A 19,865-nucleotide genomic window follows, 5' to 3' on the forward strand; every position below is an offset into this window, starting at 1 on the left:
AGCGCATCCGCGAACTCGAACGTGAAGTCGAGATTCTGCGCGTCGCGGGCAAGCTCCTGGGAGAGGACAAGCCTCACCCAAAAGAGTCCACCCGGTGATCGACCTCCTCGTCGCCGTCGGGCACCCCGTCCTGACCTGCTGCCGCATCCTGGGCGTGTCCAAGCCTGGTTACTACCGCTACAAGCATCGCCCGACCTCCCCGACGAAGATGCGCCGCGAGTGGCTCTCCGGGCTCATCCGCGAGGTTCACCTCGCTTCCCGCGGCACGTGTGGCTACCGCAGAGTTCACGCCGAACTGACGATGGGAATGGACGTCTCAGTCAGCTCCAGGCTCGTGTTCACCTTGATGCACGACGCAGGCCTCTACGGACTCCCGGGACCGACACGGATCAAGCGGCTACGAGGCGTCGTGACCGCCGACGACCTCGTGAACCGCAAGTTCCACCGGATGAAGCCCAACGAGCTGTGGGTCACCGACGTGCGCTCCAACACAGGACGCGGGAAGGCTGGCTGTACTGCTGCTGCGTCCTGGACGCCTTGCGCCGCAAGATCGTCGGCTGGTCCATCGACTCCAGTGCCGACACCCGACTCGTACTGAACGCCCTCGACATGGCCATCAAGACCCTTGGGCCCCGCGCCCGGAGGTATCGTTCATGCCGACCACGGAGCCCAATTCACGTCCGGGGCTTGTCACGCAACCGCATCCGCGCCGCCGGCCTCATGCCCTCGTTCGGCACCGTCGGCGACGGGCTCGACAACGCGTGTGAATGGAATCGTTCTGGTCCTCGATGCAGATCGAACTGCTCGACCGTCAACGATGGAACACCCGCGTCGAGCTCGCCAACGCGATCTTCGAGTACATCGAGGTGTGGCACAACCGCGCTCGACGCCACTCGTCGATCGGATATCTCACGCCCGTCGACTTCGAACTACAGTCACAAAAGCACACCATCCCCGCCCGCACGGCACACCTGATCAGGTAACCAAACCGTGGGTCAGGTCAAGATGTCACCTATCCGTTCACCACGCCCACCGGCACCGTCCTCCTTTCGGCTCCTTGGTGCCGCTCTGGTTGACGATGCCGGTCGGCTTCATAGCGGCGTGCCTTGTGGGGGGTGCCCCTCCCGCGCGGACGTGGCTCTTCCCGATTCGCACAAGAGTCCGTCAGTCGAGGGACACCGGGTTGCCGTGGGTCAGGACGAGGTGCCGGCGGGCGGGGTGAGGCCCCAGCGCTCGAGCAGGTCCATGTAGGCCTGCTCGTACTCCGCGATGCACTGGCGCTGCGCGGTCTGGGTGATCGCCCGCTCCTGGCACTGTGCGAGCTGCTCGACGGGCTCGCGCAGCACCACCAGCCCCAGCCCGTAGAGCAGCGCGATGACGGACACCCCGATCCCGACCCCGAGCATCACCTTGAGCGCCACGAGGCGCACCCCGCGCAGCATCACCAGCGCGGTGATCATGGCCGCCGCCGTGGCCGGCGCGACCACGAGCGACAGCAGTCCCCAGCGCGGACCGATCAGCAGCACGAGCATGGTGAGGGCGAGCAGGGCGAGGCTCCACTGGACCGCGCGGCGAGCGCCGGCGCCCACCTCGGGCGGGGCGTCGGGGGTCGGTGTCATGGTGCTCCCTCGGTCGGTGTGGACCCCAGCATGCCGATAGGCTCGGCGCTGTGACAAACGCACCCCGGTCCCGGCGTGTCGTCGTGCTCGCCTCCGGGACGGGATCGACCTTGCGTGCGGTGATCGAGGCGGCTCGCGAGGAGTCCTACGGCGCGCGCGTCGTGGGCGTGATCACGGACGTCGCGGACGCCGGCGCGCTCGACATCGCGCGCTCCGAGGGCATCCCCACCGCCGTGGTTCGCCTCGCGGACTTCGAGGACCGAGATCAGTGGGACGCCGCGATCGCGCGCACCCTCGCCACCTTCGACCCCGAGCTCGTGCTGCTCGCGGGCTTCATGCGAATCTTGGGGGCGCCCGTGCTCGAGCGCTTCGGGGGCCGCATCCTCAACACGCATCCGGCCCTGCTGCCCGCCTATCCCGGCGCGCACGGGGTGCGGGACGCCCTCGCGGGCGGCGCCAAGATCACGGGCTGCACCGTCATCCTGGTCGACGCCGGCGTGGACACCGGGCCCATCGTCGCTCAGGCGGCGATCGAGGTCCTCGACGACGACAACGAAGACACCCTTCATGCACGCATCAAGGAGGTCGAGCGGGGGCTGGTCGCCCGCACGCTCGGCCGCCTCGCGCGCGAAGGGTGGACCGTGACCGGCCGCTCCGTCCGCATCGGAGCCGCCATCCCCACCACCGAGGAGTCATCATGACCGAGCGTCAGCCCGTGCGCCGCGCCCTCATCTCCGTCTACGACAAGACCGGCATCGAGGAGCTCGCGACCGCCCTCACCCACGAGGGCGTGCAGATCGTGTCGACCGGCTCGACCGCGCAGCGCATCGCGTCCGCGGGAGTGCCCGTCACCCCCGTCGAGGAGCTCACCGGCTTCCCCGAGTGCCTCGACGGCCGCGTCAAGACGCTGCACCCGCGCGTCCACGCCGGCATCCTGGCCGACCGCCGTCTCGAGTCGCACCGCGCGCAGCTCGCGGAGCTCGAGATCGAGGCCTTCGACCTCGTGATCGTCAACCTCTACCCGTTCGCCGCGACCGTCGCGTCGGGCGCCGCTCCCGACGAGATCGTCGAGCAGATCGACATCGGCGGCCCCTCGATGGTGCGCGGCGCCGCCAAGAACCACGCGAGCGTCGCCGTGGTCGTGGACCCCGAGGACTACGAGGCGGTCGCCAACGCCGTGGGCCACGGCGGCTTCACGCTCGCGGACCGCACGCGGCTCGCGGTCAAGGCCTTCCGCCACACGGCCGACTACGACGTCCAGGTCGCGACGTGGATGACCACCCAGGCCCCCGACGACGACGCGACGGGCCTCGCGGGCTGGATCGGGGCATCGTTCACCCGCGAGACGGAGCTGCGCTACGGCGAGAACCCCCACCAGGCCGCGGCGTTGTACGCGGACGGCACGGGCGGCGGCATCGCCGGCGCGCGTCAGCTCCACGGCAAGGAGATGTCCTTCAACAACTACGTGGATGCCGATGCCGCGGTCCGCGCGGCGTATGACCACGCGCGCCCCGCTGTCGCGGTCATCAAGCACGCGACCCCGTGCGGGATCGCGGTCGCGGACAGCATCGCCGAGGCGCATGCCAAGGCGCACGCGACGGACCCCGTGAGCGCGTTCGGCGGCGTGATCGCCGCGAACGGCGTGGTGACGGCCGATGCCGCGCGTCAGATCGCGGAGATCTTCACCGAGGTGGTGGTCGCGCCCGCGTATGACGACGAGGCCGTCGAGATCCTCGCGAAGAAGAAGAACCTGCGCATCCTCGAGATCGACCCGGCCCCGCTCGACGTCGAGTGGCGTCGCGTCACCGGCGGCCTGCTCGTGCAGGCGGTTGACGCGATCGACGCGCCGGGAGACGCGCCCGAGTCGTGGACTCAGGTGGCGGGTCCCGCCGCCGACGCGGAACTGATCGCCGAGCTCGAGTTCGCGTGGCGCGCATGCCGCGCGGTCAAGTCGAACGCGATCCTGCTCGCCAAGGACGGCGCCGCCGTCGGAATCGGCATGGGGCAGGTCAACCGCGTCGACTCGTGCCGCCTCGCGGTCCAGCGCGCGGGGGATGACCGCGTCAAGGGTGCGGTCGCGGCATCGGACGCGTTCTTCCCGTTCGCCGACGGCCTGCAGGTGCTCGCCGAGGCCGGGGTGCGCGCGGTCGTGTCTCCCGGAGGGTCGGTGCGCGACCCCGAGGTCATCGCCGCCGCCGAGGCCGCGGGCGTGACGCTCTTCCACACCGGCACCCGGCACTTCTTCCACTAGGAGCGCTCATGAGCGACGGCCTCACCCCGCAGCGCCTTGCCGTGACGGTCACCGTCGCGGTGGTGCTCATCGCGCTGTCGGGACTCGTGATCGGCGTGGGCCCCGCGGTGATCCTGCTCGCGGTGTTCGCCGCCGCGGGCGCCGTCGCGCGCGTGGTGACGCCGGTGGGCCGCGCGTTCGCGGTGCGCAGGCGCGCGATTGACGTCGCGGTGCTCGCGATCCTCGCGATCGGGCTGGGCTTTCTGGGGGCGACCACCCCGCTGGGCTGAGTCCAACTGGGCTGAGGCCAGCGGGGCGGTCGCGACCCTGGTGGACGCTAGACCTCGTGGATCTCCTCGACCACCTCGATGACCTCGATGCGCTCGATGTCCTCCTCGGGGCCGAACGCCCTCACGAGCAGTCCGGCGATCGCGCCGCCGATCACGGGTGCGAGCCAGAACAGCCACAGCTGCTCGAGCGCCCAGGTCTCCGCGAACAGCGCGGCGCCGGTCGCGCGCGCCGGGTTGAGCGCGCCATTGGTGAACGGGATCGCGAACATCAGCAGCGCACCCAGCGTGAGTCCGATGGTGACGGGCGCGAGGTTCTTCACCGCGCGCACCGAGGTGGCGGCGAGGATCACGCCCACGAAGATCGCGGTCGCGATCACCTCGACGGCGAAGCCGGCGCCCCACGGGAACTGAGTGGGGGAGTGATCGGCAAAGCCGATCGCGACGGAGTTGACGATCGTGCGTGCGTCGGTGACCTGGGGGTTCGATCCCAGCAGCGCCCACAGCGTCGCGCCGGCGGCGCTCGCTCCCATGACCTGCGCGAGGATGTACGGCGCGACGTCACGGCCGGGGAAGCGCCCCGCGATCCACACGCCCACGCTGACGGCGGGGTTGAAGTGTCCGCCCGACACGCCGCCGAACATCACGATCATGGCCCACAGCGGGACCGCGAAGCCCAGCAGCACGAGCACCTTGGAGTCGGTGAAGACCGCCACGGTGAGCGCGAGCAGGATGAAGATGAAGGTGCCCACCGCCTCCGCGGTCATGCGGGCGACGAGTCCGGGACCGGACGTGTCCTCGACCCACACCTCCTCGGTGAGGTCCTCGGTGAACTCGATCTGGTCAGGAACCGCCTGCGTGTGTTCGTGTTCGAAAGGTGCGTTCGACATCGTTCCTCCTCGGTCGGGCGTGCCGCTACCCGGACGCTCACCCGCATCGTTCCACGCCACCCGTGCGAACGCGAGGGCGACGTGCCAGCGCGGGGCGTGACCGGGACGAAGGTCCCCGCGCACGTGGACTAGCCTGGTGCCACAACCCCGACGGTGTGAGGAAGACGCATGGCGAAGATCAAGGTCGAAGGCACGGTTGTCGAGCTCGACGGCGACGAGATGACGCGAATCATCTGGCAGTTCATCAAGGACCGCCTCATCCACCCGTACCTCGACATCGACCTCGAGTACTACGACCTGGGGATCGAGTCGCGCGACGCGACGGACGACCAGATCACGATCGACGCGGCGCACGCCATCAAGAAGCACGGCGTGGGTGTGAAGTGCGCGACCATCACGCCCGACGAGGCACGCGTCGAGGAGTTTGGCCTCAAGAAGATGTGGGTGAGCCCCAACGGCACCATCCGCAACATCCTGGGCGGAGTCGTGTTCCGCGAGCCGATCATCATCTCTAACATCCCGCGCCTGGTGCCCGGCTGGACCAAGCCCATCGTGATCGGGCGCCACGCGCACGGCGACCAGTACAAGGCCACCAACTTCAAGGTGCCCGGCGCCGGCACGGTGACGATCACCTTCACGCCCGACGACGGCTCCGCGCCCATCGAGCACCAGGTCGTGAAGATGCCCGAGGACGGCGGCGTCGTCATGGGCATGTACAACTTCAACAAGTCCATCGAGGACTTCGCGCGCGCGTCCTTCAGCTACGGGCTGCAGCGCGGCTACCCGGTCTACCTGTCGACCAAGAACACGATCCTCAAGCAGTACGACGGCGCATTCAAGGACATCTTCGCCGACGTCTTCGAGCGCGAGTTCAAGACGCAGTTCGACGCCGCCGGCATCACGTACGAGCACCGCCTGATCGACGACATGGTGGCCGCCGCCATGAAGTGGGAGGGCGGCTACGTGTGGGCGTGCAAGAACTACGACGGTGACGTGCAGTCCGACACGGTCGCGCAGGGATTCGGCTCGCTGGGCCTCATGACGTCGGTGCTCATGACGCCGGACGGCCGCACGGTCGAGGCCGAGGCCGCACACGGCACCGTGACCCGTCACTTCCGTCAGCACCAGGCGGGCAAGCCCACGTCGACCAACCCCATCGCGTCGATCTTCGCGTGGACCGGCGGCCTCAAGCACCGCGGCAAGCTCGACGGCACGCCCGAGGTCACCGGCTTCGCGACCACGCTCGAGGACGTCATCATCCGCACCGTCGAGTCGGGCGCGATGACCAAGGACCTCGCGGCGCTCGTGGGCCCCGACCAGGCCTGGCTGACCACCGAGGACTTCCTCGCGACGCTCGACACCAACCTCGCGGCGCGCCTCGCGTAGCCGCAGGGACCGTAGCCGCAGGGACGATGCCCGGGTGACCGGCGCATCGTCCCTTCCGGGCGGGGGATCCCCGCCCTTTCCCCACCCCATCACAAGGAGTCACGACGACGTGAGCACCACACCCGTTACCGTCACCGTCACCGGAGCGGCAGGCCAGATCGGCTATGCGCTCCTGTTCCGCATCGCGTCGGGCGCGATGCTCGGCCCCGACACGCCCGTGCGGCTGCGCCTGCTCGAGATCCCGCAGGCCGTCAAGGCCGCCGAGGGCACCGCGATGGAGCTCGACGACTGCGCCTTCCCGCTGCTGTCCGGCGTCGACATCTACGACTCGGCGGAGGCCGCGTTCGACAGCGTCAACGTCGCGCTGCTCGTGGGCGCGCGTCCCCGCGGCCCGGGCATGGAGCGCGGCGACCTGCTCGCTGCCAACGGCGGCATCTTCGGCCCCCAGGGTGCGGCGATCAACAAGGGCGCGGCCTCCGACGTGCGTGTCCTCGTGGTGGGCAACCCCGCGAACACCAACGCGCTCATCGCGGCGTCGCACGCGCCCGACGTCCCCGCCTCGCGATTCACCGCGATGATGCGGCTCGACCACAACCGCGCTCTCGCGCAGCTCGCCGCGCGCGCCGGCGTCGGGGTCGCCGCCGTCTCGAACGTCACGATCTGGGGCAACCACTCCGCAAAGCAGTACCCCGACATCGCTCACGCCGTGATCGGCGGGCGCCCCGCGCCGTCCGTGATCGCGGACGATGCGTGGGTGGCGGACACGTTTGTCCCCACCGTCGCGAAGCGTGGCGCCGCGATCATCGAGGCGCGCGGGGCATCGTCCGCAGCCTCCGCCGCGAATGCGGCCATCGACCACGTCCGCGACTGGGTGCTGGGGACTCCCGAGGGGTCGTGGACCTCGGTGGGACTGGTGTCAGATGGCTCGTACGGCGTCCCCGAGGGCCTCATCTCGGGCTTCCCGTGCGTCTCGCGCGACGGACAGTGGGAGATCGTGCAGGGGCTGTCCGTGTCGGAGTCCGCGCAGGCAGGCATCGACGTGTCCGTGGGTGAGCTGGTCGAGGAGCGCGACGCGGTGCGTGAGCTCGGGCTGATCTAGGTCGTCTTGCTGCGCGAGGGCCCTCGGGGGTAATTCCCGGGGGCCCTCGTCGCGTGTGGGGTCCGGTGCGGGCTCCGGCCTGGATCGCGGGCGGGTTCCGGCTCGGTCCGCTACTCGCGACGCGGGCAGCCCGAGACGCGGGCGATTCGCCGCACCACCCGCCATTCAGGCGATCGGCTACTCCGCGGCGTGGAGCGCGATCACGTGGCACCCCACACCATGTCGCGGCTCCGCCACACGCACGCGACCATGAGCGTCCCATGGCGCGCCGATTCCTCCGAGAAGCGACCACACGTGTCCCATGCGGAGTCCGGCGTGTGGCGGAGCCGCGCGAAACGGGGGGAGTGAGGCTACTTGAAGACGATGGTGCGGTGGCCGTCGAGCAGCACGCGGTGCTCCGCGTGCCAGCGAACGGCCCGTGCCAGCGCGCGACGCTCGACGTCCGCGCCGATCGCGGTGAGCGACTCCGGCGTGTACGTGTGGTCGACGCGCTCGACGTCCTGCTCGATGATCGGGCCCTCGTCGAGGTCGCCCGTGACGTAGTGCGCGGTGGCGCCGATGAGCTTGACGCCGCGGTCGTGCGCCTGGAAGTACGGGCGCGCGCCCTTGAAGCTGGGCAGGAACGAGTGGTGGATGTTGATCGCGCGCCCGCGCAACGCGTCGGACAGTTCGGGGGAGAGGATCTGCATGTAGCGCGCGAGCACCACGAGCTCGGCGTCCATGTCCTCGACGAGCGCGAGCAGCGCGCGCTCCGCGTCGGGCTTGGTGTCGGGCGTGACGGGGATGTGGTGGAACGGCTTGCCGTAGAACTCCGCCAGGTCGCGCAACGTCGGGTGGTTGCCCACCACCGCGACGATCTCGACGGGAAGCGTCTTCGCGCGCTCGCGGAAGAGGAGGTCGTTGACGCAGTGTGCGGCCTTGGACACCATCACGATCGTGCGCATGCGCCTGCCCGCGACGTCGAGACGCCACGTCATCTCGAAGCGCTCGCCCAGCTGGCCCAGCGCTGCCTCGAGCTCGGCGCGCGGCGCCGCGGAGGCGAACTCGACGCGCATGAAGAACAGCCCCGTGTCCGGGTCGCCGAACTGCTGAGACTCGGTGATGTTGCCGTCGTGGTCGGCGAGCACGCCGGAGACCGCGTGGACGATGCCTGGCCGGTCGGGGCAGGACAGGCTGAGGACCCAGGAGGACGCGTCGGTCATGGTGTCCTAGGTTAGCGGTCCGCGCACCCCTCCTCGGAGCGTCACGGACACCGGTCATCGTGCCGTCATGCCACGATAGGGGCATGAGCGAGGGCGACCAGATCCGGATCGACGTGGTGACCGTTGACGACGCGGGCGAGCTGCTGACCGTGCGGCGTGCCGCGTTCGTCTCCGAGGCGCAGGTGTTCAACGACCCGAACATCCCCGCGCTCACGCAGACGCTCGAGGAGTTGATCGTCGACCTGCAGTCCGAGGACGTCGTGACCTTGGGCGCGTGGAAGGGGCACCGGCTGATCGGCTCGATCCGCGTGGGCATCGAGGACGACAAGGCGACGATCGGACGCCTCGCGGTCGCCCCGGACCAGCAGGGGCACGGCATTGGGACCCAGCTGCTGTTCGCGGTGCTCGCGTACCTGCCCGAGAACACCCGCGAGGTGTGGGTCTTCACCGGTCAGAACTCGAAGCACAACATCTCGCTGTACAACAAGCACGGCTACGAGCACCAGTTCGACCAGGTCGCGGGCGACCTCACCTACGCCTACCTGCGCAAGGTGCTCGAGGCGGGGGCGATCGTCGACGACGCGGCGGACGAGGACAACGCCGTCCGCGGCGAGAACTGAGGAAGGACGATACGGGGGTGACCCTCGTTCTTACCCGCGAGATGCGCGGCTAGGCCGAGATTCGGGTAACGCAGGTGTTCCGCTGACATCGGTCTTGGGTTGTTTCCCGAACATGCACGTGCTACGTTCGCATAATTACGCGATTCCGCTGGCGGCGGATTCGGTCAATTACCCGAATCGTGGTGAGCGTCATGGCTGTCGACCCGGCCCCCACATCTGTAGACATCGAGCGGCGCATCGTTGCGGCGATTCGCACCAGCTTGCCGTCGACGTGGCGCGTGATCGAGAGCAAAGCCTCTCGTGGCAGCACCGCGGACGTCGATCTTGAACTGAGCGTGGAGGCTCCCGGTGGCGAGGCGTCGCGCCTCTTGGTCGAGGTGAAACAAGCAGTCGAGCGCCGAGACGTGGCTCGCATCGCTGACCGGCTGCGAGGCGCGATCACCGAACGTTCCGGAATCCCGATGGTCGGCGCGCGCTACCTTTCGCAATCTGTCCGCGATGCGCTCACTGCGGAGCGCATCGCCTACGCGGACGCGACAGGCAACATGCGCCTAGAGAGCAACTCGCCCGCCGTCTTCATCTCGTGCCAGGGGGCCGAGAGCGACCCATGGCGCAAGGGGCGCCCGCGAGGGACGCTCAAGGGAGAGCCTGCGGCGCGCATCGCGCGAACCCTTCTGGACTACGACCGCACGTGGCGCGTGCGTGAACTCATCGCAGTCGCGGGCGCCTCGAGCGGTGCAACCTATCGAGTCCTCGACTATCTGCAGCGCGAGGACTTGGTGGTCAAGGAGGGCGACCGGTACGCAGTGACCGACTGGGAGCGGCTGCTGCGAACCTGGAGTGCCGACGCATCGTTTACGACAACAACGCGGACTATGGCCTTCATCGAGCCGCGCGGCCTCGATGCTTTCCTCGCCAAGCTAGACCCGAAGCCTGCGTTTCCGGTTGCGGTGACCGGGACGGTGGCCGCGAAGGAGTGGGCAATGTACGCACCGGCGAAGGCGGCGTACGTGTACGTGTCCTCCATTCAGGAGGCCGCCGACGCCTGGAGCCTGCGACCGAATTCGGTCGCACCGAACGTCGTGCTGCTCGAGCCCGCCACCGTGGGTGACGTTCCCTTCCGCAATGTGACGCCTGCCAGCGCTGGATACCCCGTCGCGGCTCTCGCCCAGGTGGTCGCTGACCTGCTCAACGGTCCGGGTCGAGAGCCGGCCGAAGGTGAGTACCTCATCGAGTGGATGAGGGCCAATGAATCGCGGTGGCGGCGTGAGTGATCCGGTGACGCTGGCGCGGACGGGGTTGCTCGACGCCCTTGAGGCGCTCAAGGCTCACTTGGACGCACTTGTCGTCGTCGGCGCGCAAGCGATCTACCTGCACACAGGAGCGGCAGAGGTCGCGCTGGCGGAATACACGACCGACGGCGACCTTGCCGTGGATCCGGACTCGCTCGGTTCCGATCCCCGTGTCGAGGCCGCGATGATCGCGGCGCACTTCGAAGCGGACCCGAGGGACCATGCGGTAGGGACGTGGATCTCGCCGCGCGGTGTGCCGGTCGACCTCATGGTGCCCGAGGCCGTCGCTGGCCTGGGTTCGCGGGCTGCCAGCGTGCCTCCACACGACCGGAAGGCGATGCGACGCGCGCGGGGGCTGGAAGCGGCGTTGGTGGACAACACCAGGATGATGATTCGTGCCCTTGACGTGTCGGCCGACTCGCGCGAGTTCGAGGTCGCGGTTGCGGGACCCGCCGCATTGCTCGTCGCGAAGCTCCACAAGATCCAGGACCGCATCGATCAACCGAGTCGTCTCGACAACAAGGACGCGCATGACATCTACCGCGTGCTCCGCTCGATCGACACCGAGGTTCTCGCGGTCGCCACGCACGGCCTCCTGAACGCGCGCCTGAGCCGCGCTGTCACGCTGGAAGCGTTGGAGCACCTCGAACGGCTGTTCGCTGCCGGGTCGAGGGCGGTTGGGTCCCGCATGGCTGGCGCGGCGGAGGAGCTTGTCGGCGATCCAGCCACAGTTTCGGAGAGCGTCGCGCTCCTGGCGCAGGATCTTCGCGACGCGCTCAATGCGCGGCAACATGAAGGGTGACCGCGTCGCGAGAACTGAGTCGGGACGATGCGGGGGTGACCCTCGCACGAACCCGACCCGTGCATCGTTCCGCGTTGCTAGACTGACGCTCGCCGCAACTGGCGCAGTGGGTCACCCACAGGGAGCGGCAAGGAGTTCTTCGACTGCTGGTCGCACGCCTGGGCCACTGGTCACCGGAAGCTAGGTGCCGGCGACCCGCCGGCGTACAGACAAGGACCGTCATGACTACTGACTCCAGCGCCACCGCAGCGGTGATGAACGCCACGCTGCAGGACTTCGACCCCGAGATCGCCCAGGTCCTCGACCGCGAGCTGGGCCGCCAGCGCGACTACCTCGAGATGATCGCGTCCGAGAACTTCGTGCCGCGCTCCGTGCTGCAGGCGCAGGGCTCCGTGCTCACCAACAAGTACGCCGAGGGCTACCCCGGCCGCCGCTACTACGGCGGCTGCGAGGAGGTCGACGTCGCCGAGTCGATCGCGATCGATCGCGCCAAGGCCCTCTTTGGCGCCGAGTACGCCAACGTCCAGCCCCACTCCGGCGCGACCGCCAACGCGGCCGTGCTACACGCTCTCATCAACGCGGGCGACAAGATCATGGGCCTGTCGCTCGCGCACGGCGGTCACCTCACGCACGGCATGAAGCTCAACTTCTCCGGCAAGCTCTACGACGTCTCCGCCTACGGACTCGACGAGGCGACGCACCGCATCGAGATGGACAAGGTGCGCGAGCAGGCGCTCGCGACCCGCCCCGACGTCATCATCGCCGGCTGGTCCGCGTACCCCCGTCACCTCGACTTCGCCGCGTTCCGCGAGATCGCGGACGAGGTGGGCGCGAAGCTGTGGACCGACATGGCGCACTTCGCGGGCCTCGTGGCCGCGGGCCTGCACCCGAGCCCCGTGCCGCACTCCGACGTGGTGTCCTCGACCATCCACAAGACGCTCGGCGGCCCCCGCTCGGGCCTCATCGTGTCGCGCGACACCGCTCTCGCGAAGAAGCTCAACTCCGCGGTGTTCCCCGGCCAGCAGGGCGGGCCGCTCATGCACGTGATCGCCGCCAAGGCCGTGGCGCTCAAGGCCGCCGCCGCGCCGGAGTTCAAGGAGCGCATGGAGCGCGTCCTCGAGGGCGCCCGGATCATCGCGGACCGCCTCACCTCTCCCGACGCGATCGAGGCCGGCGTCAACGTGGTCACCGGCGGCACGGACGTGCACCTGGTGCTCGCGGACTTGCGCCACTCGCCGCTCGACGGCCAGCAGGCGGAGGACCTCCTCCACGAGGTGGGCATCACGGTCAACCGCAACGCGGTACCGTTCGACCCCCGTCCCCCCATGGTCACCTCCGGCGTGCGCATCGGCACCGCGGCTCTCGCCTCGCGCGGGTTCGGCGCCGAGGAGTTCACCGAGGTCGCCGACGTCATCGCCACCGCGCTCAAGGGCGGCGCAGACATCGACGCCCTGCGCGCCCGTGTCGCGAAGCTCGCGGACTCCTTCCCGCTGTACGAGGGCCTCGCGCAGTAATGGCCCCCGCCACTCAGGGGCCGCGGGTTCTCGATGGCAAGGCGACCGCTGCTGCCATCAAGGCCGAGCTGACCGAGCGGGTGACGGCGCTGCGCGAGCGCGGCGCCGTCCCCGGCCTCGGGACGCTGTTGGTCGGTTCGGACCCGGGTTCGACCTGGTACGTCAACGGCAAGCACGCCGACTGCGCGGAGGTGGGCATCGCCTCGATCCGCGAGGACCTGCCCGAGACCGCCACTCAGGAGGAGATCGAGGCCGCGGTCGCGCGCCTCAACGCGAACCCGGAGTGCACCGGATTCATCGTGCAGCTGCCGCTGCCGCACGGCATCGACACCAACCGCGTGCTCGAGCTGATTGACCCCGACAAGGACGCGGACGGCCTCCACCCGACCAACCTGGGCCGGCTCGTGCTGCGCACGTCCGAGGAGATCACGTCGAGCCTGCCGTGCACGCCCAAGGGCATCATCGAGCTCATGACGCGCCACGGGATCGACCTCAACGGCAAGGAGGTCGTGGTGGTGGGCCGCGGGACCACGGTGGGCCGCAGCATCGGCCTGCTGCTCACCCGCAAGGCCGTCAACGCGACCGTGACGCTGTGCCACACGGGCACGGCGGACCTTGCGTCGCACACGCGCATGGCCGATGTCGTGGTCGCCGCCGCGGGCGTGCCCGGGATCGTGACGGCCGACATGGTCAAGGACGGCGCGGTGCTCATCGACGTGGGCGTCTCCCGCGTCACCGATCCCGCGACCGGCAAGTCGCGCGTGGCTGGGGACATCGATGCCGCGGCGCGAGAGAAGGCGTCGTGGTACTCGCCCAACCCGGGCGGTGTGGGTCCCATGACCCGCGCGATGCTGCTCGCGAACGTGGTCGAGAGCGCGGAGCGGGCGCTCGGCTGATCCGGCTCGCTTGGGTCGGCGTGACTGACCTCTGGTGCGCCTGATTCTTGGCGTGACTGAGCTTCGGCGCGCCTCGGAACGCGGGCCCATTGCTCGATGGCCCGCGATTCGGGTCGCGCTGACCCGAATCGCGGGCCGTCTGCGGGGCCGCCCGCTCGCGCGGCGGGGGCATGCGGCGTGTGGCGGGCGGCGGGTGATGCGCGTGCCAATGGCGACGGGGGACGCGATGTCGGTGCGAGCCGGTAGCGTCGTGGCCATGAGAATCGCTTCCGTCAACGTCAACGGCATTCGCGCTGCCGCGCGCAAGGGCATGGGCGACTGGCTCGCCGCGGCCACCCCCGACGTGGTGTGCCTCCAGGAGGTGCGCGCGCCGCTCGAGACCACCGCTCCGCTCGTGGGCGAGGGCTGGCACGTGGTCGAGCAGGCGTGTGAGATCAAGGGGCGCGCGGGTGTCGCGATCGCGTCGCGCACGCCGCTCACGGACGTCATCGCGGGCGTCGACGCGCTGGGCGGCGCGATGGGCGAGCCGGTCCACACCGGGCGGTGGATCGAGGCGACCGTGGAGTCGCCCGCGGGACCCGTGCGCGTCGTGAGCGTCTACATGCACTCCGGCACCGCGGGCACTCCGTCGATGGATGACAAGTACGCGATGCTGGAGGCCGCGACCGCGCGCATGGCGGCGCTGCGACCGCAGTACGAGCGGGTCGTGGTGATGGGCGACATCAACATCGCTCACACCGAGAATGACATCAAGAACTGGAAGGGCAACCTCAAGTCCGCCGGCTTCCTGCCCGAGGAGCGCGCGTATCTCACGCGCTGGGTCGAGGCGGGCTGGGTCGACGTGCACCGCGCCCTCGAGGGCAACCGCCCCGGTCCGTACACGTGGTGGTCGATGCGGGGCCAGGCCTTCGACAACGATGCCGGTTGGCGCATCGACTACCAGTACGCGTCGCCTGCGCTCGCGGCCGCCGCGACCGCGGTGCGCGTGGACCGTCAGGCGAGCTGGGACTCCCGGTGGACCGACCACGCGCCGCTCGTGGTCGACTACGCGCTCTGACGCGGGGGCCTACACCAGCAGGAACGTGGGTCGGGGGAGACCCCGCGCGACGAACATCGCGTCGACCTGATCGGCGATGTGCTCGGCCTGGGTGGCGCGCACGAGGGCGATCGCGCCGCCGCCAAACCCGGCCCCCGCGAGCCGGGCGCCCAACGCGCCAGCAGCGAAGGCCGTGTCGACCGCGAGGTCGAGCGCGGGAGTGCTCGCATCGTAGTCAGCGCGCAGCGAGCCGTGGGAGTCGAGCATGAGCGCGCCGATCTCGGTGAAGCGGTCGTGTGCGGGGCCCAGCCCCCCGAGCGCCGCGACCGCGTCGGCCACGCGCCGATCCTCGGTGACGATGTGCCGCGCGCGCCTGCGCGCGGTGGGGTCCTCGATGCCCGCGAGGCGCCTCACCCCGTCGGGCTCGTCGGCGAGCAGCCGCAGCGAGTCGACCCCGAGGGCCTGCGCAGCGAGCCGCGCGTCGCGGCTGCGGCGCGCATATGCGTCCATCCAGTCGTCGCGTCGCGCTCCCGTGTCGACGACGAGCAGGCGCAGCCCGTAGTCATGGAAATACAGCGGATAGCGGGTGAGGCTGGGAGGCACGGTAGCGAAATCCACCATGACTGCCTCGTCCTCAGCGCACCGCAACACCGTATGGGTGTCGAGTCGGCCGCAGGGGAAGCCAACGTAGGCGCTCTCGGCGTCCCACGCCGCCTCCGCGAGCTCGATCGCGCCAGCCTCGCCGTCGAGCGCAAGACCCCACACCGCATTGCACGCGAGCCCCACCCCCGCCGTGAGGGAGGCCGATGCCCCGAGGCCCGCCTCGAGCGGCAGGCACCCGACGATCGCGAGGTCGAGCCCGGTCACGGAGTAGCCGCGCTCGGTGAGCGCCCAGACGACGCCCGAGGCGTAGTAGGGCCAGTCGATGCCGGTGCCGGGAACGAGCGCGGAGATCGCCCCCTCCCATCGCTCGGGCTCGCCCGGCGGGGGATTGCCCGACACCATGCGCAGCGCCTCATCCTCGCGCCGGCGCACCGCGACAAACGTGCGGTGCGCGACCGGCGCCGCGAGCGAAAGACCCTCCGTGTAGTCGGTGTGATCGCCGATCACGGTGATGCGACCGGGAGCCGACACGATCGCTTCGGGCTCTCCTCCGAAGGCCTCCTCGAAGAGAGCGCGGGCGCGGTCGGAGCCCTCGTCGAGGGTCCACGGGATCAGCCAGCGAGGTGCATCGTCCTGGGGAGAGACGGTCACACCTGTCATTCTGCCAGTGAGTGACGCGGCGGGCGTGCGCCCGTGTTCACGGCGCGGCGCACGCGTGACAAGATGACAGGACACGCCACAGGAGGTCGCCATGCCACGCAAGCCCGCCGCGTCAGCGCCCGAGCCGGACCCCACGCCCCCGCCCGCGTCCGCTCCCGCGGATCTCCCTCCCAGCGTGCCGCCGGCCGCCGACGTGCCTGGCACCGAGCCAGCGGCGACGACCCAGCCCGTGCCCACCGCGGCATCGTCCCTTCCGCCGTCCGTCCTGGACCGGGTGAGGGACAACCGCATGGGCCCGCTCGCGGCCACACTGGGCGTCGCGCTGCTGGTGGCGATGCTGCTCGCCGTGCTGGTCCCGAACCGTCCCAACCTGTACGCCATGACCGTCCTGGGCCTGCTGCTCACGGCCGCCGTGGGCTTCACCGTCCGCTATCTGTCGCGCGAGCGCGGGCTGCGCGCGCAGGCGACCGCGCTGATCGCGACCGCGATCGGGCTGCACGTCATGGGCGTCACCGGGACGCTCGACGGCGCGGGCACTGGAGAGGGCGGGATGGTGAGCCTGTTGGGCATCGAGGGCCCCGGATTCGACGATGCCCTGCTGGGCGCGCTCGCGACGCCCGCCGTGTCGACGGGTGGCGTCGTGTGCGGACTGATCGCCGCGATCATCGTGGGCTGGGGACCGCGCTCCAAGGCCTGAGAGGCGCCCGAGCGCCCGGCCGCTACCTCTTGACGGGGGTGACCCCTAGCGAGCGGCCCGCCAGGCCGCGCTGGCGCGCGGTGAGCGTGCGTGCCACGGCGCGCAGGGCCGATGCCGCGGGGGAGTCCGGGTCCGAGATGACCACCGGGGTTCCGGCGTCGCCCGCCTCGCGCGCGGTGATGTCGAGCGGGACCTGACCGAGCAGCGGCACGTCCGTGCCGAGGGTCTTCGACAGGCGGCCCGCGACCGTCTGGCCGCCGCCCGAGCCGAAGACCTCGAGGCGAGTGCCGTCGGCCTGCTCGAGCCACGCCATGTTCTCGACCACACCCACGACGGACTGTGAGGTTTGCACCGCGATCGCGCCGGCACGCTCCGCGACGCCCGCCGCGGCGGACTGCGGCGTGGTGACCACGAGGATCTCGGCGTGGGGCAGCAGCTGCGCGACGGAGATCGCGATGTCGCCCGTGCCGGGGGGAAGGTCGAGCAACAGCACGTCGAGGTCGCCCCAGAACACGTCCGCGAGGAACTGCTCGATCGCGCGGTGCAGCATGGGTCCACGCCACACGACGGGCTGACCCTCGGGCACGAACATGCCGATCGACACGGCCTTGACCTCGTGCGCGATCGGAGGCAGCAGCATGTCGTCGAGTCGCGTGGGCTGACCCTCGACGCCCAGCATGCCGGGAATCGAGAAGCCAAAGATGTCCGCGTCGAGCACGCCCACCTTGAAGCCGTCCTGCGCCATCGCGGCGGCGAGGTTCGCCGTCACCGTCGACTTGCCCACGCCGCCCTTGCCCGAGGCGACCGCGTAGATGCGCGTCATGTTGCCCGGCTGGGTGAACTGGATGATGGGCTCGGGCTTGCCGCCGCGCAGGGTCGAGCGCAACTCGAGGCGCTGCTCCTCGGACATCACGCCCAGCTCGATGCGCACGTCCTCGACCCCCGACACCGTGCGCGCCGCGGCCTCGACGTCCGACGTGATGCGTTCGCGCATCGGACAGCCCTGCGTGGTGAGGTCGATTCCGATGACCGCGAGGTCCCCGTCCACGTCCACCGAGCGGACCATGCCGATCTCGGTGATGGGCCGGCGGATCTCCGGGTCGATGACCGTCGCGAGGGCGTCGCGGATGAGCTCGACGGTAGGCATGGCGTCCATCGTAGGCGCTCCCGCCGGGGGCTCAGCGCGCGCGGCGGCCGGGCTTGCGTTGGTCGTCGTCCGCGTCGGGCTCGTGGTCCTCGTCGCGCAGTTCCTCGAGAAGAGCGCGCAGCTCCGAGCGCACGAAGTCGCGCGTCGCCGTCTCGTTGACCGCTTGGCGCAGGGCCGCGACCTCGCGGGCGAGGTACTCGGTGTCCGCGAGGGAGCGGGCCGCCTGTTGGCGGTCCTGCTCGGCGGCCACGCGGTCGCGGTCGGCCTGACGGTTCTGGGCCAACAGGATCAGCGGCGCCGCATACGAGGCCTGCAGCGACAGCATGAGCGTCAGCGCCACGAAGCCCCACTCGTCGAAGCGGTACTCCTCGGGCCCCAGCGTGTTCCACCCGATCCACGCGATGACGAAGACCGTGAGGTAGAAGATGAAGCGCGGCGTGCCGAGGAAGCGCGCGATGGCCTCGGAGATGATGCCCGCGCGATCCGATCCCTTGCTGCGCCGGAAGAAGCCGCGCTCGGCGCCCTTGGGCCGATCCAGCCGGTCAGCCACGACCGCCTCCCGCGGTCGACTCCTGCGCGGCGTCGGCCTGCGTCGCGGCGGAGTCGTCCTCGTCCATGTGCTCGCGCCAGTCGCTGGGCAGCAGGTGGTCGAGGACGTCGTCGATCGAGATGGCGCCCACGAGGCGGTGCTCATCGTTGACGACGGGCAGCGCGAGGATGTCGTACGCAGCCATGCGACGCGCGACGACCGACAGGTGGTCGCCCGGGTGCAGCGGCGCGATCGCGGGATCCACGAGACCGCCAATGGAGTCGTGGGGAGGCTCGCGCAGGAGCCGCTGAATGTGCACGAGCCCGATGTAGCGGCCCGTGGGCGTCTCGAGCGGGGGACGCACCACGAACACCATCGAGGCGAGAGCGGGCGGGAGCTCGTTCTTGCGCACCAGCGCAAGGCACGTCGCGACCGAGGTCTCGGGGCCCACGATCACGGGCTCGGTGGTCATCAGGCCACCCGCGGAGTCGTCCTCGTAGCCCAGCAGCTGCTCGACGTTGCGCGCGTCCTCGGGCTCCATGAGCTCGAGCAGCGCCGCCGCCTGCGTCGCGGGCAGGTCGCCTAGCAGGTCCGCGGCATCGTCGGGATCCATGGCCTCGAGGACGTCCGCCGCGCGCTCGGACTGCAGCGTCGACAGCAGGATGATCTGCTCGTCCTCCGGCATCTCCTCGAGCACATCCGCGAGCCGCTCGTCGTCGAGGGCGGCGGCGATCTCGGCGGACCGCGAGGGCGTCATCTCCATGAGCGCCGCCGCGAGGTCGGCCGGCTTGTGGTCGCTGAAGGCCTCGATGACCAGCGAGGCGCCCTGGTTCTTGTCGCGCACGGACAGCCCGGTCACCTGGTCGACGTCGACGACGAGCGCCTCGCCCCTGCGCGAGAAGCCGAGCACGCCGGTGCGACGCTGGGCGCGGCGCACGTAGAGCTTGGTGAGCCGCCACGTCTTGGTGCGGTCCTGCTCCATCGCGATGTCCTCGATGTACGCGGTCGAGCGGTCCTCCTTGAGCTTGACCGACCTCTCGAACAGCTCCGCGATCGCGAGCGTCTCGCCCTGGCGCGCCTTGAAGCGGCGCAGGTTGATGACGCCGGTGCAGATGACCTGGCCCGGGTTGATCGCGGTGACGCGCGTGAGGGGCATGAAGACGCGCCTGCGCCCAGGAACCTCGACCACGAGCCCCACCGCGGTGGGCGGGGTGCCGCCCGTGCGGCGCACCACCACCACGACATCGCGGACGCGCCCCACGGCGTCGCCGAGCGGGTCAAAGACCGTGGTGCCCGCGAGGCGCGCGATGTAGACGCGGTCGACTGCGGTGCTCATGTGTCCAACCTCATGTGCCC

At 70.1% G+C, this 19,865-nt stretch carries 19 protein-coding genes, 1 pseudogene and 1 riboswitch; of the genes and pseudogenes, 13 read left to right on the plus strand and 7 right to left on the minus strand.

The genetic code is table 11. The features are described 5' to 3' along the window. A pseudogene (locus ABEA62_RS12070) lies at positions 1–983 on the plus strand (IS3 family transposase); the annotation flags it as partial. Between the two features lie 210 nt (positions 984–1,193). Here the strand turns inward: ABEA62_RS12070 and ABEA62_RS12075 are convergent. Continuing rightward, positions 1,194–1,619 carry a hypothetical protein gene (locus ABEA62_RS12075; RefSeq protein WP_286215109.1) on the minus strand — a complete coding sequence of 142 codons (426 nt, stop codon included), beginning with the start codon at positions 1,617–1,619 and terminating at the stop codon, positions 1,194–1,196. A 50-nt stretch (positions 1,620–1,669) separates the two neighbouring features. On the opposite strand from ABEA62_RS12075, the gene purN reads away from it, so the two are divergent. Genes purN through ABEA62_RS12090 form a run of 3 tightly spaced genes read left to right on the plus strand, consistent with a single transcriptional unit; the run spans position 1,670 to position 4,139 of the window. After that, positions 1,670–2,320: a phosphoribosylglycinamide formyltransferase gene (gene purN, locus ABEA62_RS12080; RefSeq protein ID WP_286215112.1), complete on the plus strand. Its 651-nt coding sequence runs from the start codon at positions 1,670–1,672 to the stop codon at positions 2,318–2,320. Next, positions 2,317–3,870, plus strand: coding sequence for a bifunctional phosphoribosylaminoimidazolecarboxamide formyltransferase/IMP cyclohydrolase (purH, locus tag ABEA62_RS12085; RefSeq protein WP_286215114.1), 1,554 nt, complete (start codon positions 2,317–2,319; stop codon positions 3,868–3,870). The genes purN and purH overlap by 4 nt, the downstream gene beginning before the upstream one ends. Before the next feature lie 8 nt (positions 3,871–3,878). Further along, a complete protein-coding gene (locus tag ABEA62_RS12090) occupies positions 3,879–4,139 on the plus strand; it encodes a hypothetical protein (RefSeq protein WP_286215115.1) in 261 nt (86 codons plus the stop codon). A 47-nt stretch (positions 4,140–4,186) separates the two neighbouring features. Here ABEA62_RS12090 and ABEA62_RS12095 read toward each other — a convergent pair whose 3' ends face one another. Beyond that, entirely contained in the window at positions 4,187–5,026 is an 840-nt protein-coding gene (locus tag ABEA62_RS12095; RefSeq protein WP_286215118.1) for an aquaporin, read from the minus strand. Positions 5,027–5,194: 168 nt separating this feature from the next. On the opposite strand from ABEA62_RS12095, the gene ABEA62_RS12100 reads away from it, so the two are divergent. Next, a complete protein-coding gene (locus ABEA62_RS12100; protein ID WP_286215119.1) occupies positions 5,195–6,412 on the plus strand; it encodes an NADP-dependent isocitrate dehydrogenase in 1,218 nt (405 codons plus the stop codon). 109 nt (positions 6,413–6,521) lie between these two features. Continuing rightward, positions 6,522–7,511, plus strand: coding sequence for a malate dehydrogenase (locus tag ABEA62_RS12105; RefSeq protein WP_286215121.1), 990 nt, complete (start codon positions 6,522–6,524; stop codon positions 7,509–7,511). Between the two features lie 350 nt (positions 7,512–7,861). On the opposite strand, the gene purU is transcribed toward ABEA62_RS12105, so the two are convergent. After that, complete coding sequence (gene purU / locus ABEA62_RS12110; RefSeq protein ID WP_345380332.1) at positions 7,862–8,713, minus strand: formyltetrahydrofolate deformylase; 852 nt, start codon at positions 8,711–8,713, stop codon at positions 7,862–7,864. Between the two features lie 83 nt (positions 8,714–8,796). Between purU and ABEA62_RS12115 the strand changes: the two genes are divergently transcribed. The 6 genes from ABEA62_RS12115 (at position 8,797) to ABEA62_RS12140 (ending at position 14,894) form a co-directional block, all read left to right on the plus strand. Beyond that, entirely contained in the window at positions 8,797–9,333 is a 537-nt protein-coding gene (locus tag ABEA62_RS12115; RefSeq protein WP_286215122.1) for a GNAT family N-acetyltransferase, read from the plus strand. Positions 9,334–9,524: 191 nt separating this feature from the next. Further along, positions 9,525–10,607, plus strand: coding sequence for a hypothetical protein (locus ABEA62_RS12120; protein WP_286215124.1), 1,083 nt, complete (start codon positions 9,525–9,527; stop codon positions 10,605–10,607). Next, on the plus strand, positions 10,600–11,427 hold the full coding sequence (locus tag ABEA62_RS12125) for a hypothetical protein (RefSeq protein ID WP_286215125.1): 828 nt from the start codon (positions 10,600–10,602) through the stop codon (positions 11,425–11,427). The genes ABEA62_RS12120 and ABEA62_RS12125 overlap by 8 nt, the downstream gene beginning before the upstream one ends. A gap of 84 nt (positions 11,428–11,511) precedes the next feature. Next, positions 11,512–11,598: riboswitch (ZMP/ZTP riboswitch) on the plus strand. 50 nt (positions 11,599–11,648) lie between these two features. Then, a complete protein-coding gene (gene glyA, locus ABEA62_RS12130; protein ID WP_286215126.1) occupies positions 11,649–12,941 on the plus strand; it encodes a serine hydroxymethyltransferase in 1,293 nt (430 codons plus the stop codon). After that, entirely contained in the window at positions 12,941–13,837 is an 897-nt protein-coding gene (locus ABEA62_RS12135) for a bifunctional methylenetetrahydrofolate dehydrogenase/methenyltetrahydrofolate cyclohydrolase (RefSeq protein WP_286215127.1), read from the plus strand. Before glyA ends, ABEA62_RS12135 begins: the two co-directional genes overlap by 1 nt. A gap of 250 nt (positions 13,838–14,087) precedes the next feature. Beyond that, complete coding sequence (locus ABEA62_RS12140; RefSeq protein WP_286215128.1) at positions 14,088–14,894, plus strand: exodeoxyribonuclease III; 807 nt, start codon at positions 14,088–14,090, stop codon at positions 14,892–14,894. Between the two features lie 9 nt (positions 14,895–14,903). Here the strand turns inward: ABEA62_RS12140 and ABEA62_RS12145 are convergent, their stop codons facing one another. Further along, positions 14,904–16,127: a galactokinase gene (locus tag ABEA62_RS12145; RefSeq protein WP_345380337.1), complete on the minus strand. Its 1,224-nt coding sequence runs from the start codon at positions 16,125–16,127 to the stop codon at positions 14,904–14,906. A gap of 100 nt (positions 16,128–16,227) precedes the next feature. Here ABEA62_RS12145 and ABEA62_RS12150 point away from each other — a divergent pair, with 100 nt between their 5' ends. Further along, complete coding sequence (locus ABEA62_RS12150; protein ID WP_286215130.1) at positions 16,228–16,833, plus strand: hypothetical protein; 606 nt, start codon at positions 16,228–16,230, stop codon at positions 16,831–16,833. Between the two features lie 22 nt (positions 16,834–16,855). Here ABEA62_RS12150 and ABEA62_RS12155 read toward each other — a convergent pair whose 3' ends face one another. The 3 genes from ABEA62_RS12155 to ABEA62_RS12165 are packed head-to-tail and all read right to left on the minus strand — an operon-like array spanning position 16,856 to position 19,845. Continuing rightward, positions 16,856–17,980 carry an Mrp/NBP35 family ATP-binding protein gene (locus tag ABEA62_RS12155; RefSeq protein ID WP_345380340.1) on the minus strand — a complete coding sequence of 375 codons (1,125 nt, stop codon included), beginning with the start codon at positions 17,978–17,980 and terminating at the stop codon, positions 16,856–16,858. A gap of 31 nt (positions 17,981–18,011) precedes the next feature. Next, the gene (locus ABEA62_RS12160; protein WP_286215131.1) at positions 18,012–18,530 is read right to left on the minus strand and encodes a DUF1003 domain-containing protein; all 519 of its coding nucleotides are present in this window, start codon (positions 18,528–18,530) and stop codon (positions 18,012–18,014) included. Next, positions 18,523–19,845, minus strand: coding sequence for a magnesium transporter MgtE N-terminal domain-containing protein (locus tag ABEA62_RS12165; protein WP_286215133.1), 1,323 nt, complete (start codon positions 19,843–19,845; stop codon positions 18,523–18,525). Before ABEA62_RS12165 ends, ABEA62_RS12160 begins: the two co-directional genes overlap by 8 nt. Positions 19,846–19,865 lie beyond the last annotated feature (20 nt).

Source organism: Demequina sediminis (assembly GCF_039545075.1).
Lineage (GTDB): Bacteria > Actinomycetota > Actinomycetes > Actinomycetales > Demequinaceae > Demequina > Demequina sediminis.

Excerpts from the sequence above, each read along its gene's own strand:
- ABEA62_RS12075 (WP_286215109.1), bottom strand. The coding sequence starts at position 1,619 with ATGACACCGACCCCCGACGCCCCGCCCGAGGTGGGCGCCGGCGCTCGC.
- purH (WP_286215114.1), top strand. The coding sequence starts at position 2,317 with ATGACCGAGCGTCAGCCCGTGCGCCGCGCCCTCATCTCCGTCTACGAC.
- ABEA62_RS12090 (WP_286215115.1), top strand. The coding sequence starts at position 3,879 with ATGAGCGACGGCCTCACCCCGCAGCGCCTTGCCGTGACGGTCACCGTC.
- ABEA62_RS12095 (WP_286215118.1), bottom strand. The coding sequence starts at position 5,026 with ATGTCGAACGCACCTTTCGAACACGAACACACGCAGGCGGTTCCTGAC.
- ABEA62_RS12100 (WP_286215119.1), top strand. The coding sequence starts at position 5,195 with ATGGCGAAGATCAAGGTCGAAGGCACGGTTGTCGAGCTCGACGGCGAC.
- purU (WP_345380332.1), bottom strand. The coding sequence starts at position 8,713 with ATGACCGACGCGTCCTCCTGGGTCCTCAGCCTGTCCTGCCCCGACCGG.
- ABEA62_RS12115 (WP_286215122.1), top strand. The coding sequence starts at position 8,797 with ATGAGCGAGGGCGACCAGATCCGGATCGACGTGGTGACCGTTGACGAC.
- ABEA62_RS12120 (WP_286215124.1), top strand. The coding sequence starts at position 9,525 with ATGGCTGTCGACCCGGCCCCCACATCTGTAGACATCGAGCGGCGCATC.
- glyA (WP_286215126.1), top strand. The coding sequence starts at position 11,649 with ATGACTACTGACTCCAGCGCCACCGCAGCGGTGATGAACGCCACGCTG.
- ABEA62_RS12135 (WP_286215127.1), top strand. The coding sequence starts at position 12,941 with ATGGCCCCCGCCACTCAGGGGCCGCGGGTTCTCGATGGCAAGGCGACC.
- ABEA62_RS12150 (WP_286215130.1), top strand. The coding sequence starts at position 16,228 with ATGCCACGCAAGCCCGCCGCGTCAGCGCCCGAGCCGGACCCCACGCCC.
- ABEA62_RS12155 (WP_345380340.1), bottom strand. The coding sequence starts at position 17,980 with ATGCCTACCGTCGAGCTCATCCGCGACGCCCTCGCGACGGTCATCGAC.
- ABEA62_RS12165 (WP_286215133.1), bottom strand. The coding sequence starts at position 19,845 with ATGAGCACCGCAGTCGACCGCGTCTACATCGCGCGCCTCGCGGGCACC.